The 14,178-nt window shown below is 71.2% G+C and carries 13 protein-coding genes and 1 tRNA gene; 9 read left to right on the plus strand and 5 right to left on the minus strand.

Going from position 1 to position 14,178, the window contains the following annotated elements:
- Nucleotides 1-64 precede the first annotated feature (64 nt).
- The gene (locus F603_RS0128470) at nucleotides 65-262 is read left to right on the plus strand and encodes a hypothetical protein (protein WP_019549335.1); all 198 of its coding nucleotides are present in this window, start codon (nucleotides 65-67) and stop codon (nucleotides 260-262) included.
- 28 nt (nucleotides 263-290) lie between these two features.
- Here the strand turns inward: F603_RS0128470 and mscL are convergent, their stop codons facing one another.
- The 4 genes from mscL to F603_RS0128495 form a co-directional block, all read right to left on the minus strand.
- Nucleotides 291-857 (minus strand): large conductance mechanosensitive channel protein MscL, encoded by a 567-nt coding sequence (gene mscL, locus F603_RS0128475; RefSeq protein ID WP_019549336.1) that lies wholly within the window; start codon nucleotides 855-857, stop codon nucleotides 291-293.
- Between the two features lie 960 nt (nucleotides 858-1,817).
- Nucleotides 1,818-2,648 carry an S-methyl-5'-thioadenosine phosphorylase gene (locus F603_RS0128485; RefSeq protein WP_019549337.1) on the minus strand — a complete coding sequence of 277 codons (831 nt, stop codon included), beginning with the start codon at nucleotides 2,646-2,648 and terminating at the stop codon, nucleotides 1,818-1,820.
- Between the two features lie 62 nt (nucleotides 2,649-2,710).
- The gene (locus F603_RS34450; RefSeq protein WP_245600930.1) at nucleotides 2,711-3,040 is read right to left on the minus strand and encodes an FmdB family zinc ribbon protein; all 330 of its coding nucleotides are present in this window, start codon (nucleotides 3,038-3,040) and stop codon (nucleotides 2,711-2,713) included.
- 118 nt (nucleotides 3,041-3,158) lie between these two features.
- The gene (locus F603_RS0128495; protein WP_019549339.1) at nucleotides 3,159-4,538 is read right to left on the minus strand and encodes an MFS transporter; all 1,380 of its coding nucleotides are present in this window, start codon (nucleotides 4,536-4,538) and stop codon (nucleotides 3,159-3,161) included.
- 436 nt (nucleotides 4,539-4,974) lie between these two features.
- Between F603_RS0128495 and F603_RS0128500 the strand changes: the two genes are divergently transcribed.
- Nucleotides 4,975-7,692: a penicillin acylase family protein gene (locus F603_RS0128500; protein ID WP_019549340.1), complete on the plus strand. Its 2,718-nt coding sequence runs from the start codon at nucleotides 4,975-4,977 to the stop codon at nucleotides 7,690-7,692.
- 31 nt (nucleotides 7,693-7,723) lie between these two features.
- On the opposite strand, the gene F603_RS0128505 is transcribed toward F603_RS0128500, so the two are convergent.
- A complete protein-coding gene (locus F603_RS0128505; protein ID WP_019549341.1) occupies nucleotides 7,724-8,323 on the minus strand; it encodes a 5-formyltetrahydrofolate cyclo-ligase in 600 nt (199 codons plus the stop codon).
- Between the two features lie 112 nt (nucleotides 8,324-8,435).
- Here F603_RS0128505 and galU point away from each other — a divergent pair, with 112 nt between their 5' ends.
- The 7 genes from galU to F603_RS0128540 all read left to right on the plus strand — a co-directional run bounded on the left by galU (nucleotide 8,436) and on the right by F603_RS0128540 (nucleotide 14,016).
- Nucleotides 8,436-9,350, plus strand: coding sequence for a UTP--glucose-1-phosphate uridylyltransferase GalU (gene galU / locus F603_RS0128510; protein ID WP_019549342.1), 915 nt, complete (start codon nucleotides 8,436-8,438; stop codon nucleotides 9,348-9,350).
- Between the two features lie 4 nt (nucleotides 9,351-9,354).
- Nucleotides 9,355-10,707: a molybdotransferase-like divisome protein Glp gene (glp, locus tag F603_RS0128515; protein ID WP_019549343.1), complete on the plus strand. Its 1,353-nt coding sequence runs from the start codon at nucleotides 9,355-9,357 to the stop codon at nucleotides 10,705-10,707.
- 128 nt (nucleotides 10,708-10,835) lie between these two features.
- Nucleotides 10,836-11,336 (plus strand): cyclic pyranopterin monophosphate synthase MoaC, encoded by a 501-nt coding sequence (moaC, locus tag F603_RS0128520; RefSeq protein ID WP_019549344.1) that lies wholly within the window; start codon nucleotides 10,836-10,838, stop codon nucleotides 11,334-11,336.
- The gene (locus F603_RS0128525) at nucleotides 11,333-11,827 is read left to right on the plus strand and encodes a MogA/MoaB family molybdenum cofactor biosynthesis protein (protein WP_019549345.1); all 495 of its coding nucleotides are present in this window, start codon (nucleotides 11,333-11,335) and stop codon (nucleotides 11,825-11,827) included. The genes moaC and F603_RS0128525 overlap by 4 nt, the downstream gene beginning before the upstream one ends.
- Nucleotides 11,824-12,447 (plus strand): GNAT family N-acetyltransferase, encoded by a 624-nt coding sequence (locus F603_RS0128530; RefSeq protein WP_026328797.1) that lies wholly within the window; start codon nucleotides 11,824-11,826, stop codon nucleotides 12,445-12,447. Before F603_RS0128525 ends, F603_RS0128530 begins: the two co-directional genes overlap by 4 nt.
- A 217-nt stretch (nucleotides 12,448-12,664) precedes the next feature.
- Complete coding sequence (sepX, locus tag F603_RS0128535) at nucleotides 12,665-13,855, plus strand: divisome protein SepX/GlpR (RefSeq protein WP_019549347.1); 1,191 nt, start codon at nucleotides 12,665-12,667, stop codon at nucleotides 13,853-13,855.
- An 87-nt stretch (nucleotides 13,856-13,942) separates the two neighbouring features.
- Nucleotides 13,943-14,016: transfer RNA gene (locus F603_RS0128540), tRNA-Ala, on the plus strand.
- Nucleotides 14,017-14,178 lie beyond the last annotated feature (162 nt).

Consider the following 14,178-nt stretch of genomic DNA (forward strand, 5'->3'; position numbering starts at 1 on the left):
CTCTGCGCCACCGTCGCCGTACGCTGGAGACGTGACTACCAGCGCGCAGCCTCCGACCGAGCCCGTGCCCGACGGCCCCGCCGAGGGCGAGGTTCCGGCCGGCCGCCCGCCGCGGACCGCTCGACGCGCGGCGCTCGTCTTCGACGATCCGCTCGACGGCCGTTCGTCCGACGACTCGGACTCCGGCTGGGGAGACGACCGCGGGGGAGACCAGGACGATCTCGCCCGCTTCCTCCGCGAGAAGCCTCCCCACCACCTGTAGGCGCGATGCCCGGCCGACGGCTGCTTGGCTACTTCTGCAGATCGGTCCCGGGCTGCTGCCGCGGGATCTCCGTGCCTGTCGTGGGTGCAGCGGTCGAGGAAGCGCGCTGCTGCACTAGTGCGTCGCGGATCTCCTTGAGGAGCTCGACCTCCGTCGGCTCGGGCTCCTCCGGGGGCTGCTTGGCGGCCAGGTGGGCCTTGTACTTGTTCATCGGCAGGATCATGAGGAAGTAGACGACCGCCGCCGTCATCAGGAACGTCAGCGAGGCGCTCACGACCGGGCCCCAGCTGATGGCGATGCCCTCGGTGAGCTCCCCGCTCTTGTCGAAGGTGCAGGGGCCCTGGAGGCATGAGCGGTACTCGTCGAGGTCCCGCGTGCCGATGGCGCCCACCAGCGGGTTGATGAAGCCCTGCACCACGGCCTCGACGATCTTGCTGAACGCGGCGCCGACGACGACTGCAACAGCCAGTTCGACGACGTTCCCGCGCATCAGGAACTCCTTGAAGCCGGAGAGAAGGCTCTGCTTCTCCTCCTGCGCGGCTTCCGTGCCCTGCTCCTCGTCCTGCCCGCTCGCACGCGGGGTCTGCTCGCTCAACTTCCTGCCTCTTCCCGTGGCCTGTGCCCTGCTCGTCCCGCGGCTCCACCGGAGCACACGGGGAATGGCGACGCCGGATGGTGCGGCGTGCCGCGACGGGGCAGAGAAGCGCCGCCAGCGCCACCACCGCGCAGGCGGGCAGGCGTCCGACGATGCTCAGCACAGCGTGACCGCCAGCCGCGTTTCCCGGGCTTTCGCCAACGCCGCCGCCGTGCTCCGCGTGACGCGGAGGACGGCGAGCGCCCCGTCGCCCGGCACAGTCTCTCGATTACGCGGCAAATCAGCCACTCGGACACATGTGGCGAGTATCCGAGCACGCTGGGTCCCGCGGCCGACGGAGAGCACATCGATCCGATCACCGGGCTTCAGCAGACGCACCGCTTCAGCATCGGGAAACCGGACAGGTGCTGAGACCCGGCGTTCGGTGCGGCTTCGGGCACCCCGCGCCGCAGGCCCCGAGGAATTTTCGGCGCCGTCCGCACGAGCGGCACCCGGCGGTGCGCTCGGCGCCACCCGGCCGGGGACCAGGGCGACCGCAGCGGCGACAGCAGCGGCGACCGCAGCGACGGCGAGCCCCGCGGTCGCCGCGCCCCGGCGCCTCCGGAGCCGTCGCCGCAACCGAAAGCGGCTCTGCTCGACCCGGATCGGGGCGAACGAAGGCACCGCCCCGAGCGCTGCCGGGGACGGACCACCGCCGCTGGGCGGGTTGTCGGTGCGCGGAGCGCGCGGTTCTGCGGGCACGGGTTTCACCACCAGGTCTCGGGGCGGCCACGGTCAGGCCGTCGAGGAACACCGTGCATGCTTCTCCGGAATCCCGCTTGAACCTGTGGACAACACCTGGCCTGTGGAGAACTCCGTCACTCGTCCGACTCAACTTCCGCTGCCTGACGCTACGTTGAGCCACGTACCCGAAGGCACGTCGAGCTCCCGAGCCATCCCGAACGGCGCCCCGGTACGGCCTCAGGGCAGCAGTATCCCCGTCTCCAACCCGGCCAGCGCCGCCGTACAGAGGCAGTTGCGCTCCGCTGGAAGTTCCTTCACCGCGTCGAAGAGCACCCGCCGCAGCCGCTCGACGTTCTCGCTGAAGACGCGCATGACCTCCTCTTGCGAAACGCCGTCACCGGCCTCCGCCCCTGCGTCGAGGTCGGTGACGAGCGTCATCGACGCGTAGCAGAGCTCCAGTTCGCGCGCGAGGACCGCCTCAGGGTGCCCCGTCATCCCGACCACCTCCCAGCCCTGCGCCGCGTGCCAGCGCGACTCGGCCCTCGTCGAGAACCTGGGGCCCTCGATGACGACGAGGGTGCCGCCGTCGACCGCCTCCCAGCCGTGCGCCCGCGCGGCAGCGAGCGCGGCGTTGCGGCCGGCTTCGCAGTACGGGTCGGCGAAGCCGAGGTGGACGACCTCGGGTACGGCGCCGTCCTCGCGGGGGCAGCCGTCGAAGAACGTCTGGGTGCGTGACTTGGTGCGGTCCACGAGCTGGTCGGGGACGAGCAGTGTGCCGGGGCCGTACTTGGGTTGGAGCCCGCCGACGGCGCACGGCGCGAGGACCTGGCGCACGCCGACGGAGCGCAGCGCCCACATGTTTGCGCGGTAGTTGATCCGGTTCGGCGGGAGGTGGTGGCCGCGACCGTGGCGCGGCAGGAACGCGACGCGGCGCCCGGCGATCTCGCCGAGGAAGAGGGAGTCGCTCGGGCGCCCGTAGGGGGTGTCGACGTCGACCTCGGTCACGTCCTCGAGGAAGGAGTAGAAGCCGGAACCGCCGATGACACCGATCTCTGCGTGGTCACTCATGCGGCAACCCTAGAGCCGCCTGCTCCTCTGCCCGACCCGAAGACCCGTGCAGGGGCGGGCAGTCAGGCGGCGGTGCTGCTCGCCTTGCTGGTGTTCGACGACGAGCCGGACGAGCTGGAGCCGCTGTCCGAGGAGCTCGACGACTTCGAGGAGTCGGACGAGGAGGAGGACGAGGAGTCCGATTCGGACTTCTTCGCGGAGGAGTCCGAGGACGACGTCTCCGAGCCGTTCGACCCCGAGCCGGAACCCACCGAGCTGCTGGAGGAGCTGCGGCTGTCGTTGCGGTAGAAGCCGGAACCCTTGAAGACGATGCCGACGGCGGAGAAGACCTTCTTCAGGCGTCCCTCACATCCGGGGCACTCGGTCAGCGAGTCATCGGTGAACTTCTGCACCACCTCGATGCCCTCGCCGCAGTCGGTGCACTGGTACTGGTACGTCGGCACGTTCTTCCTCCTGGCACTCGTACTCGTTGAGTGCTAACGACGCTCCATAGTGCAGTATTCCGGCCCGTCAGTCCACCGCGGCACCTTCGCGGTGACCGACACCACGCGACGGGAGCGCCTCGCGCGCCGGGCTGTCCAGCGCTCCCCGGAAGACCGCGAGGACGGCGAGGGCGAGAGCGGTGCCGGCGAGCGGCGTGAGGAAGCCGCCGTTCGCGCCCATGCCGTCGGCGAGTTGACCGGCGACGGTCGAACCCAGCGCCTGACCGAACGCGATCGCGCCCGTCAGCCACGTGAACGCCTCGGTGCGGACGCCTGCGGGGACGAGCAGCTCGGTGAGGGTGAAGCAGGTGATCATGCACGGCGCCACGCAGAGCCCGGTGAGCAGCCCGAGTCCGCCGAGCAGTACGGCCCACGTGCCCCACTGGGCCGCGGCGGCGAGCGCGAGCGTGGCCAGGACGAGCAGTGGGTACGCGGTGAGCAGCCTGGTCCGCGGCCCGCGCCCGCTGCGGAGGGCGCCGACGGCGAGCGCGGCGAGCATGTTGCCGGCCGCGAAGACCCCGTACATCACGCCGTTCGCCTCCGGCCGTCCGATCGACTCGGTGAAGGCCGTCAGCGAGACCTGCATCCCGCCGAAGACGATCCCGATGCCGAGCACGGCGATCGCGAGCACTCTCGTCCCCGGCACTCCCAGCGCGGACCGCGTGCCCTGTCCCGACTGCGTGCGCGGGGAGCGTACGGGCGCCGGCTGCGTGCGCCCCTGCGCGGCGAAGAGCAGCCCCCCGACGAGCGTGACCGCCCCTTCGGCGACGAGCCCCGCCGCCGGGTGGACGCCGGTGCAGAGCGCCGTGGCGATCACCGGTCCGACGACGAACGTGAACTCGTCGGTCACCGACTCGAAAGCGGCCGCCGTCGAGGCGAGCGGCGAGCCGCCGAGCTTCGCGGCCCACCGCGCCCGGACCATCGGCCCCGCCTGCGGCGCCGTCCCGCCCGTCGGCACCGCGGCGACGAAGAGCGTCCACGTCGGCGCCTGCGCGAGCGCCAGCGTGACGAGGACGGAGACGGCGGCCGCGTGCAGCATCACGCCGGGTACGAGCACCGCGCGCTGCCCGAAGCGGTCCGCGAGCTTGCCGCTCTGCGGGGCGAGGAGCGCGAAGGCGAGACCGGAGGCGGCGGAGACGGCGCCGGCCGTGCCGTAGGAGCCGGTGGTGTGCTGGACGAGTAGGAGGATGCTGATCGCGAGCATCGCGAAGGGCTGCCGCGCGAGGTATCCGGTGAGCACGAAGGTCCGTGCGCCGCTGGTGCGCAGGAGCCGCCCGTAGCCCGGGCGTTGCCCCGCTTCAGGGTGCTCGGTCTGCTCGCCGGTGCCGGCCGGGGATGCCACGGTCTGGCCTCTCCGCTGCCTGGTGACGCGCACGCGGTACGCGCCGAGAGCTGTCCTCTCGCGCATGACCGGGGTAGATACCTGGTCCCTCGACCGTGGCCGCCGTGCGGTCGTGCCAGCCCTGCGCCAGGCAGAGTCGGTGCTGGTGGTTACGGCCCGAGCGTACCGACTCGCTTCGGGCGAGCGGGAACCGGACGTCCACCCGGACGCTCCGGCGTCGATGCGCCGCCAACTCCCGTACTGCGTCCGATCGTTACCGAAAGTGGTCGCACAGTCACCGGCTGCTTGCTCCTCGCCGGGTGCCGTAGGGTCGGAGGGGACGCGCTGGACCGTCCGTCAACTCCGCCCGGATGCGGGTGGTTTGCGCTCACCCGATCGGTGGGCGTGGCGTGAGCCGCCGACTCGCTGTGTCGGCGCTACGGGGCTGCGCCTATGGTTGCTTCCGTACAACTCCCCGTCGGCAACCGAGCTCCAGATCCGCCCTGCCCCGCGAAGGACAGCGATGCCCGCCAAGAAGACCTCGCGACGCGCCCGTCTGATCGTGATCGCAGTCGTGCTGCTGCTCCTGGTGGGCCTCGGCGGCGGAGCGTACTGGAGCGTCGACACCGTCCGGGGCTCCTTCCCGCAGACGACGGGCTCGTTGAAGGTCAAGGGCCTGGCGTCACCGGTCGACGTCAAGCGCGACGCGCACGGCGTCCCGCAGGTGTACGCGGACTCCGCCGACGACCTCTTCCTCGCGCAAGGCTATGTGCAGGCCCAGGACCGCTTCTGGGAGATGGACGTACGACGGCACACCACCTCCGGGCGGCTCTCCGAACTCTTCGGTGAGGAGCAGGTGGAGACGGACGCCTTCCTGCGCACCCTGGGCTGGCGAAAGGTGGCGGAGAAGGAGTACCAGCGGCTCTCCGGGAAGACGAAGAAGTACCTCCAGTCCTACGCGCGCGGCGTCAACGCCTACCTCAAGGAGCACAAGGGCTCGGCGGCCTCCGTCGAGTACGGCATGCTCGAACTCACCGGCACCGACTACGAGCCGGAGCCCTGGGACCCGATCGATTCGGTCGCCTGGCTCAAGGCGATGGCCTGGGACCTGCGAGGCAACATCTCGGACGAGATCGACCGCGCGCTGATGTCGAGCCGGCTGACGAAGAAGCAGATCGAGGACCTCTACCCGTCCTACCCGTACGACCGCAACAAGCCGATCGTGGAGGGCGGTTCGGTCAACCCGGCGACCGACGAGTTCAGCACTTCGGATGCGTCCGACGGGCAGCAGGAGAACCGTGCCGGTACGCGGAGCCCGCAGGACGCAGCGGGCGGCGTGGCGACCCAACTCGGCGGCGTGGCGCAGAAGCTGGACTCCGTCCCCTCCCTGCTCGGTCCCAACGGCACGGGTATCGGCTCCAACTCCTGGGTCGTTGCGGGCGAGTACACCACGACGGGCAAGCCGCTCCTCGCCAACGACCCGCACCTGTCACCCCAACTCCCGTCGGTCTGGTACCAGATGGGTCTGCACTGCCGCCAGGTCGACGCCTCCTGTCCCTTCGACACGGCCGGCTTCACCTTTTCCGGCATGCCGGGCGTCGTCATCGGCCACAACCAGGACATCTCCTGGGGCTTCACCAACCTCGGCGCCGACGTCACGGACCTGTACCTGCAGAAGGTGAGCGACGGCAAGTACCTCTACGACGGCAAGCGCGTCCCCTTCCGCAGCCGTGAGGAGACCATCGAGGTCGCCGACGGAGCGAGCCGGAAGATCACCGTCCGGGAGACCAACAACGGCCCCGTCATCTCCGACCGGGACACCGAGATCCGCCGCGTCGGCGACGAGGCCCCCGTCCGCAGCGCGGCCCCCGACCGGGCCGACGGGTACGCCGTCTCGCTGCGCTGGACGGCGCTCGAACCCTCGCGCACGATGGACGCCGTCTTCGAGCTCAACAGCGCCTCGAACTTCAAGGAGTTCCGCAAGGCGGCACGCGACTTCGCCGTCCCCTCGCAGAACCTCACCTACGCCGACACGAAGGGGAACATCGGGTACCAGGCACCCGGCCGCATCCCCGTGCGCGGCGCCGGCGACGGCCGCTACCCCGCGCCGGGCTGGGACCCGCGCTACCGCTGGAAGCAGGACCCGGTCCCGCAGTCCGCGCTGCCGTGGGAGTACAACCCCCAGCGCGGCTACATCGTCACGGCGAACCAGGCCGTCGTCGACAAGGAGTACCCGTACCACCTCACGGACGACTGGAGCTACGGCGCCCGCAGCCAGCGCATCAACGACTTGATCCACTCGAAGATCAAGGACGGCGGCAAGATCTCCATGGGCGACATGCAGACCATGCAGATGGACAACAGCTCCGAGATCGCCAAGCTCCTCGTGCCGTACCTGCTCAAGCTCGACATCGACGACGAGTACGTCCGCGAGGCGCAACAGCTCCTGGAAGGCTGGGACTACACCCAGGACGCCGACTCCGCACCGGCCGCCTACTTCAACGCCGTCTGGCGGAACCTCCTCAAGCTCGCCTTCGGCGACAAGCTCCCCAAGGAGCTCCGCGTCAAGGGCGAGTGCCTCAACGTCCCACCGTCGGATGAGTCGGGACCGCTCGACGATCTCGACGGCAACGCCCGCCTGGTGCGCGAGTGCGGTAAGCGCGACGCCGCCTCCGCCCAACCCGACGGCGGCGACCGCTGGTTCGAGGTCGTGCGCCGACTCCTCAAGGACCCCGACAGCGACTGGTGGAAGACCCGCGACACCAAGCTGCGCTCCGGCGACAAGAACCGCGACGAACTGCTGCGGCACGCCATGAAGGACGCCCGCTGGGAGCTCACGGCCAAGCTCGGCAAGGACATCGACACCTGGAGCTGGGGCCGCCTCCACCAGCTCACGCTCCGCAACCAGACGATCGGCACCGAGGGCCCCGGCATCGCCCGCTGGCTGCTCAACCGCGGCCCGTGGAACCTCTCGGGCGGTGAGGCGGCCGTCGACGCCACGGGGTGGAACGCGGCCGGCGGCTACGACGTCACCTGGGTCCCGTCGATGCGCATGGTCGTCAACCTCGACGACTTCGACGACTCCCGCTGGATCAATCTCACGGGGGCCTCGGGGCACGCGTACAACGACCACTACACGGACCAGACGTCGCTCTGGGCGAAGGGCGAGCTGCTTCCGTGGGCGTTCAGCGACAAGGCCGTAGAGAAAGCGACCGACGACAAGATGGCGCTCACCCCGTGACGGGTGCGCCCCCTCGGAGCGCCGGGCGCGGTCAGCCGCGCCCGGCGAATCTGTGCACGCCGGAGGGGGTCACCGCCGCGTGCACCGGCCGGTCGTGCGCCTCCGCCGGGACGTGCGCCACCACCTCGTGGTCGTAGAGGAGGACGGCGAGCGCCGGCTCGGCGCCCGATTCGGTGAGCCGCTCCAGCACACGGTCGTACGAGCCGCCGCCGCGCCCGAGGCGTACGCCCCGCACGTCCACGGCGACCCCTGGCAGCAGCACCGCGTCCGCCGCGACGATCGCCGACGTGCCCAGCCGGGGGCCCGCCGGCTCGAGCAGGCCGTACTTCGCGGGCGTCAGTGCCTCCTGGCCCGCGTACTCGCCCCAGTCGAGGTCGTTGTCGGGGAGGAGCACGGGGAGCAGTACTCGTACACCGCGTGCCCGCAGCGCGTCGAGGAGCGGCCCCGTACCCGGCTCGCCGCCCATCGAGACGTAGCCGGCGACGGTACGTGCGTCCGCCAACTCCGTCAGGCCGAGGGCGTGTTCGGTGAGGACCGAGGCCGCACGGCTGACCTGGTCGGGCGTCAACGCCGTCCGCGCGTGGAGGAGTTCGTGGCGTACGGCGCGCTTGTGGTCCTCGGTCCCGCTCACTCTTCGATCACCGCGCCGTCAAAACCCCTCATGTGAACGCGAATGTACGTGTACCGCAACAAACCGTAGCGAAGCTTATTTAGGTGCTCAGCCGGCCGTTATCGTGCGGGACATGACTACCTCCCGTTCTCGGACCGGCAACGGCCTCACCAAGGCCGTCATCCCGGCAGCCGGCCTCGGCACCCGCTTTCTCCCCGCGACGAAGGCCACCCCCAAGGAGATGCTGCCGGTCGTCGACAAGCCTGCCATCCAGTATGTGGTCGAGGAGGCCGCCGGAGCCGGGCTCTCCGACGTGCTGATGATCACAGGTCGGAACAAGCGCCCGCTCGAGGACCACTTCGACCGCAACTACGAGCTGGAGCAGGTCCTCAGGGACAAGGGCGACGCCGCCAAACTCGACCGCGTCCAGGAGTCGAGCGACCTCGCGACGATGCACTACGTCCGCCAGGGCGACCCCCGCGGCCTCGGCCACGCCGTGCTCTGCGCGGCCCCCCACGTCGGCGACGAGCCCTTCGCCGTCCTCCTCGGCGACGACCTCATCGACCCGCGCGACCCGCTCCTCGCCCGCATGATCGAGGTACGCCGGCGGTACGGGGGCAGCGTCGTCGCGCTGATGGAGGTCGACCCCGAGCAGATCCACCTCTACGGCGCCGCCGCCGCCAAGCCCACCGAGGACGACGACGTCGTCAACGTCTCCGATCTCGTGGAGAAGCCGTCGACGCAGGAGGCCCCGAGCAACCTCGCCATCATCGGCCGGTACGTCCTCGACCCCGGCATCTTCGACGTCCTCCGCCGCACCCGGCCGGGCAGGGGCGGCGAGATCCAACTGACCGACGCACTCCAGGCACTCGCCGCCGACGAGTCCCTGAGCGGCCCCGTCCACGGCGTCGTCTTCGGCGGACGCCGCTATGACACCGGGGACAGGGGCGACTATCTCCGTGCCATTGTCAGACTCGCATGCGAACGTGAGGACCTGGGCCCGGAGTTCCGGGAGTGGCTGAGCACGTTCGTCAACGAGGAGATGTAGCGCTTTGAGCAGGACCTGGTCGGTCGACGAGCACCTTGCCGACATCCTCGCGCGGGTGCGCCCGCTGGAGCCGATCGAGCTTCCGCTCCCGGAGGCGCAGGGGTGCGTCCTCGTCGAGGGCATCGAAGTCCCCACCGCGCTCCCGCCGTTCGACAACAGCTCGATGGACGGCTACGCGGTACGCGCCGCCGACATCGCCGGCGCGAGCGAGGAGAAGCCGACGGTCCTGGAGGTCACAGGCGAAGTCGCAGCCGGCAGCGGCGCACTGCCCACGGTCGCCGAGGGCACGGCCGCCCGCATCATGACGGGCGCGGCGCTCCCCCCGGGAGCCGACGCGGTCGTCCCCGTCGAATGGACCGACGGCGGCACGGGCGAGGGCCCGGCCGAGTCGATGACCGCTGAGGAGGCGCGCGGCGAGGTCGGCGTCCACCGCCCGGCAGAACCGGGCGCCCACGTCCGCACCCGAGGCAGCGACGTCGAACCGGGCGCCTCCGCGCTCACCGCGGGGACGGTGCTCGGTGCGCCCCAGCTCGGCCTCCTCGCCGCGCTCGGCATCGCGACCGTCCGTGTGCGCCCGCGCCCGCGCGTCGTCGTGCTCTCCACCGGCGCCGAACTGGTCCCACCGGGTGAGGCGTTGGGCCCCGGCCAGATCCACGACTCCAACAGCTATCTCCTCACGGCCGCCGCCCGCGCCGCCGGCGCCATCCCGTACCGCGTGGGAGCCGTCCCCGACGACCCCGAGGAGTTCCGCGCCACCCTGGAGGACCAGCTCATCCGGGCCGACCTCGTCGTCACCAGCGGCGGGGTGAGCGTCGGGGCGTACGACGTCGTCAAGGAGGCGCTCACCGACTGGGAGTTCGAGACGGCCGTGCCGCAGGAGGAGGGCCCGGCGGAGGAGCCACCGGCGGCCGGAGTCGAGTTCCGCCGGCTCGCGATGCAGCCGGGGAAGCCGCAGGGCTTCGGCCTCATCGGGCCCGACCGCACCCCCATCCTCACGCTGCCGGGCAACCCGGTGAGCGCGTACGTCTCCTTCGAGCTCTTCGTCCGTCCGGCCCTGCGCACGCTCAGCGGCCTGGAGCCCGTGCTGCGCCCCGCCGTCCCTGCCCGCCTGGAGTGCCCCGAGCCGCTCGGCTCGCCCGAGGGCAAGCGGCAGTACCTGCGCGGCAGTTACGCCCCGCCGTCGGAGGGCGCGGACATCGGCACCGTGCGCCCCGAGGGCGGCTCCTCCTCGCACCTCGTCGCGGCGCTCGCACGGGCCGACGCGCTGATCGTCCTTCCGGAGAAGGTCACCCGGGCGCGTCCGGGCGAGGAGTTCGAGGTGCTGCTTTTGGAGGAGAGCGGCGTGCCCTCCCGCTGAGCAGCCGTCCGACGCCGGGGAGGCTTCGGGCTGCCGGTACGGTGTCTTCGCACTCTCGGCGCGGGCCGGGCAGGCCGTATCCTGCGCTTCCCGGGGCCGAGCAGGTGGAGAGCAGGATCGGGAGAGAGATGAGCACCGCGGAGCAACAGCACCTCACCCACCTCGACGAGACGGGCGCCGCCCGCATGGTCGACGTCTCGGCGAAGGAGACCACCGCGCGAACCGCCCGTGCCACGGGCCGGGTGCGGGTCTCGCCGCGCGTCGTCGCACTCCTGCGCGGCGAGGGCGTACCCAAGGGCGACGCGCTCGCCGTCGCCAGGATCGCCGGCATCATGGGCGCCAAGCGCACCCCCGACCTCGTCCCGCTCTGCCACCCGCTGGCCCTCTCGGGCGTGGAGCTCGAACTGTCCGTCGACGAAGGGGCGGTGGAGATCGCGGCGCAGGTGCGCACCACCGACCGGACCGGTGTCGAGATGGAGGCGCTCACCGCGGTCTCGGTGGCTGCGCTCACCGTCGTCGACATGGTCAAGGCCGTGGACAAGGCGGCAGTGATCGACGGCATCCGCGTCGAGGAGAAGACGGGCGGCAAGTCCGGCGACTGGCAGCGCACACAGGAGGCAGACGCATGAGCTACCGCGCCCTCGCCCTCACCGCGTCCAACCGCGCCTCCGCCGGCGTCTACCGGGACACCGGCGGACCGCTGATCGTCGAGGGCCTGCGCGAGATGGGCTTCACGGTCGACGGGCCGAGCGTCGTGCCGGACGGGAAGCCCGTTGCCGAGGCGCTTCGCGTCGCCGTCACCGAGGGGTACGACGCCGTCGTCACCACGGGCGGCACGGGCATCTCGCCCACCGACAGCACCCCCGAAATGACCCGCTCCGTCCTCGACTTCGAGATCCCGGGCCTCGCCGAGGCGATCCGCGCAGAGGGCCTCGCCAAAGTCCCCACGGCGGCCCTTTCGCGCGGCACGGCAGGCGTCGCCGGCGGTACTCTGATCGTCAACCTGCCGGGCTCCTCGGGAGGCGTCCGCGACGGCCTCGCCGTCCTTGCCCGGCTGCTGGTCCACGCCGTCGAGCAGATGCACGGCGGCGATCACCGCAGAGGGGACGACCCGAGCTGAACGCCGGATGGCCAGCAGAGCTGTCGGACGGTCCAACGGCCCTCCGTCCGATACGCCTTCGCGACCAGCGCGCCTGGCGTGAGGTCAACCAACGCAACCGCGACTGGCTCCGCCCCTGGGAAGCGACGATCCCCCCGGCCCCGCCCGGCCACCTTCCGGGGCACCGCCCCACCTACCGGCAGATGGTCCGCCACCTGCGGTCGGAGGCGCAGGCCGGGCGGATGCTGCCGTTCGTGGTGGAGCACGAGGGCCGCCTCGTCGGACAGTTGACGGTGGCGGGCATCTCCTGGGGCTCCATGTGCTCGGGCCACATCGGCTACTGGGTCGATCGGTCCGTCGCCGGACGCGGCGTGATCCCCACCGCCGTCGCCCTCGCCGTCGACCACTGCTTCGGCGCGGTCGGGCTGCACCGGGTCGAGGTCTGCATCCGCCCGGAGAACGCACCCAGCCGGCGGGTCGTGGAGAAACTCGGCTTCCGCGAGGAGGGCGTCAGGCCGCGCTACCTGCACATCGACGGTGCCTGGCGGGACCATCTCGTCTACGCGCTCACCGTCGAGGAGGTGCCGGAGAGCTTGCTCGCCAGGTGGCACCGGGCGGCCCCGGGCGCGTCGCAGAAGTGACCCGGAGTGCGTTGCCGAGCAGGGCAGTTGACCGGTGCGGGGAACTCCGACTGCGTCCCCGGCGTTCTTCCCGTGTCCTCAACTTCCCCATGGAACGAGCACATTTGAAGCCACGAAGTCCGGCAGTAACAAAAAAAGTTCGAGGGATCAGCCAGATCGTGCGACACACCGCGGTATTTGGCAGATGGCCCCTTGCAAACCCCTCTACGGTGTGAGGGTGAGCAGCAGCGGCCTCATCTACGCAGTCATCGTCGGGGCCTGGGCCGCCTACCTGGTGCCGATGTGGCTCCGTAGACAGGACGAGCTCAACGAGGCCCGTCCGACGGAACGCTTCAGCACCGCCATCCGCCTGCTCTCCGGCAAGGCGGGTATGGAGCGGCGCTACGCCAAGGACGTGGAGCGGCGCCAGGCCCAGCGCACCGACGACACCGACGCGGCCGACCCGGAGGAGCCCTCCGCGCCGACCGCCGAAACACCGGGCGCCCGGACTGACGCCTACGCGGCGGAGCCGACCGATCCCTCGGTCGACGTCCGGGCCTTCGCCAACCCCAGAACCATGATCGGCGCCCCTCAGGCCGAGGAAGAGCGAGACCTCGCGGCACCCTTCGACGATGCCGCGCCCCGCCGCCCGGCCCGCGCCGCCTCCGAGGCAGGACGGGACGCGAGACCGGCACCCCGGCCGGGCCAGGCGAAGCGCACGAGCCGCGCGAAGCGGGCCAAACTGCTCGCTCGGCGCCGGCGCACCACGATGTGCCTCTTCCTGGCGTTCACCTTCGGTGCCATCGTCGCCGCGGTCGGGGGCTTCGCTTTCCTCTGGGTCCCGGCCGCGCCCGCCGTCCTCCTCAGCGCGTACATCGTCTACCTCCGCGTCCAGGAGCGCCGTCGGTTCACCTTCACCATGGACCGCCGCCAGGCCGAGGCCGCCGCCCGGCAACTCCACCGCACCCGCAAGCCGACGGCGGAGCCCACCGCCCTCGCCGAGACCGACGACGGCGTTCCTGACCCCGGCACGGAGGACGCAGTCGCCACCCCCGACCCGGCCACCTCGGAACGCCCCCGCGCGGCCCGTCGCCCGTCGCCCCCTGCCTCGGCCGACCGCCGCGCTCTCGTCGAGCAGACCGACCACGCCGAGTGGATCGACCAGCAGCGAGCGGCCCGCGACCGCGAGCCCACCGACGGCTGGGACCCCGTCCCCGTCCCTCTGCCCACCTACGTCAACGCCCCCGTCGCCCCCCGCGCCTCCCGCGACGTCGACCTCGACGCCCCCGACGCGTGGAGCTCCGCCCGCTCCACCGGCCCCCGCGCGGACCCCGCGCCCGAGCGGGAGGCCCGCCCGCGCGACCGCCGCACTCCTCTCTTCGACCAGTACGCAGGCGAGGACGACCGCCCGCGAGCCGCCAACGAGTAGCCCGCCACCTCGCCCTTGCCGACCAGCACAGGAACGGATTTCGTCGCAGCCCGCTGGTGATGCTAAAGTTTCATCCGTCGCAAACAAGGGCCTGTGGCGCAGTCCGGTAGCGCATCTCGTTCGCAACGAGAGGGTCAGGGGTTCAAATCCCCTCAGGTCCACAGTGCAAGAGCCCCCTTCGATCAGCGGGAACGTTGGTCGAAGGGGGATCTTTTTGGCTCCCAGAGCGGATCTCACCATCGCTCGCCTCCCTTATGTTGCTCTGCGTGGTGCACGTCCAGGACCGGCGCCGCGCGAACGGGGCAGGGTGCTGCGTCGTTCGG

The sequence above is a fragment of the Streptomyces sulphureus DSM 40104 genome (genome assembly GCF_000381025.1).
In the GTDB taxonomy this organism is placed as follows: domain Bacteria; phylum Actinomycetota; class Actinomycetes; order Streptomycetales; family Streptomycetaceae; genus Streptomyces; species Streptomyces sulphureus.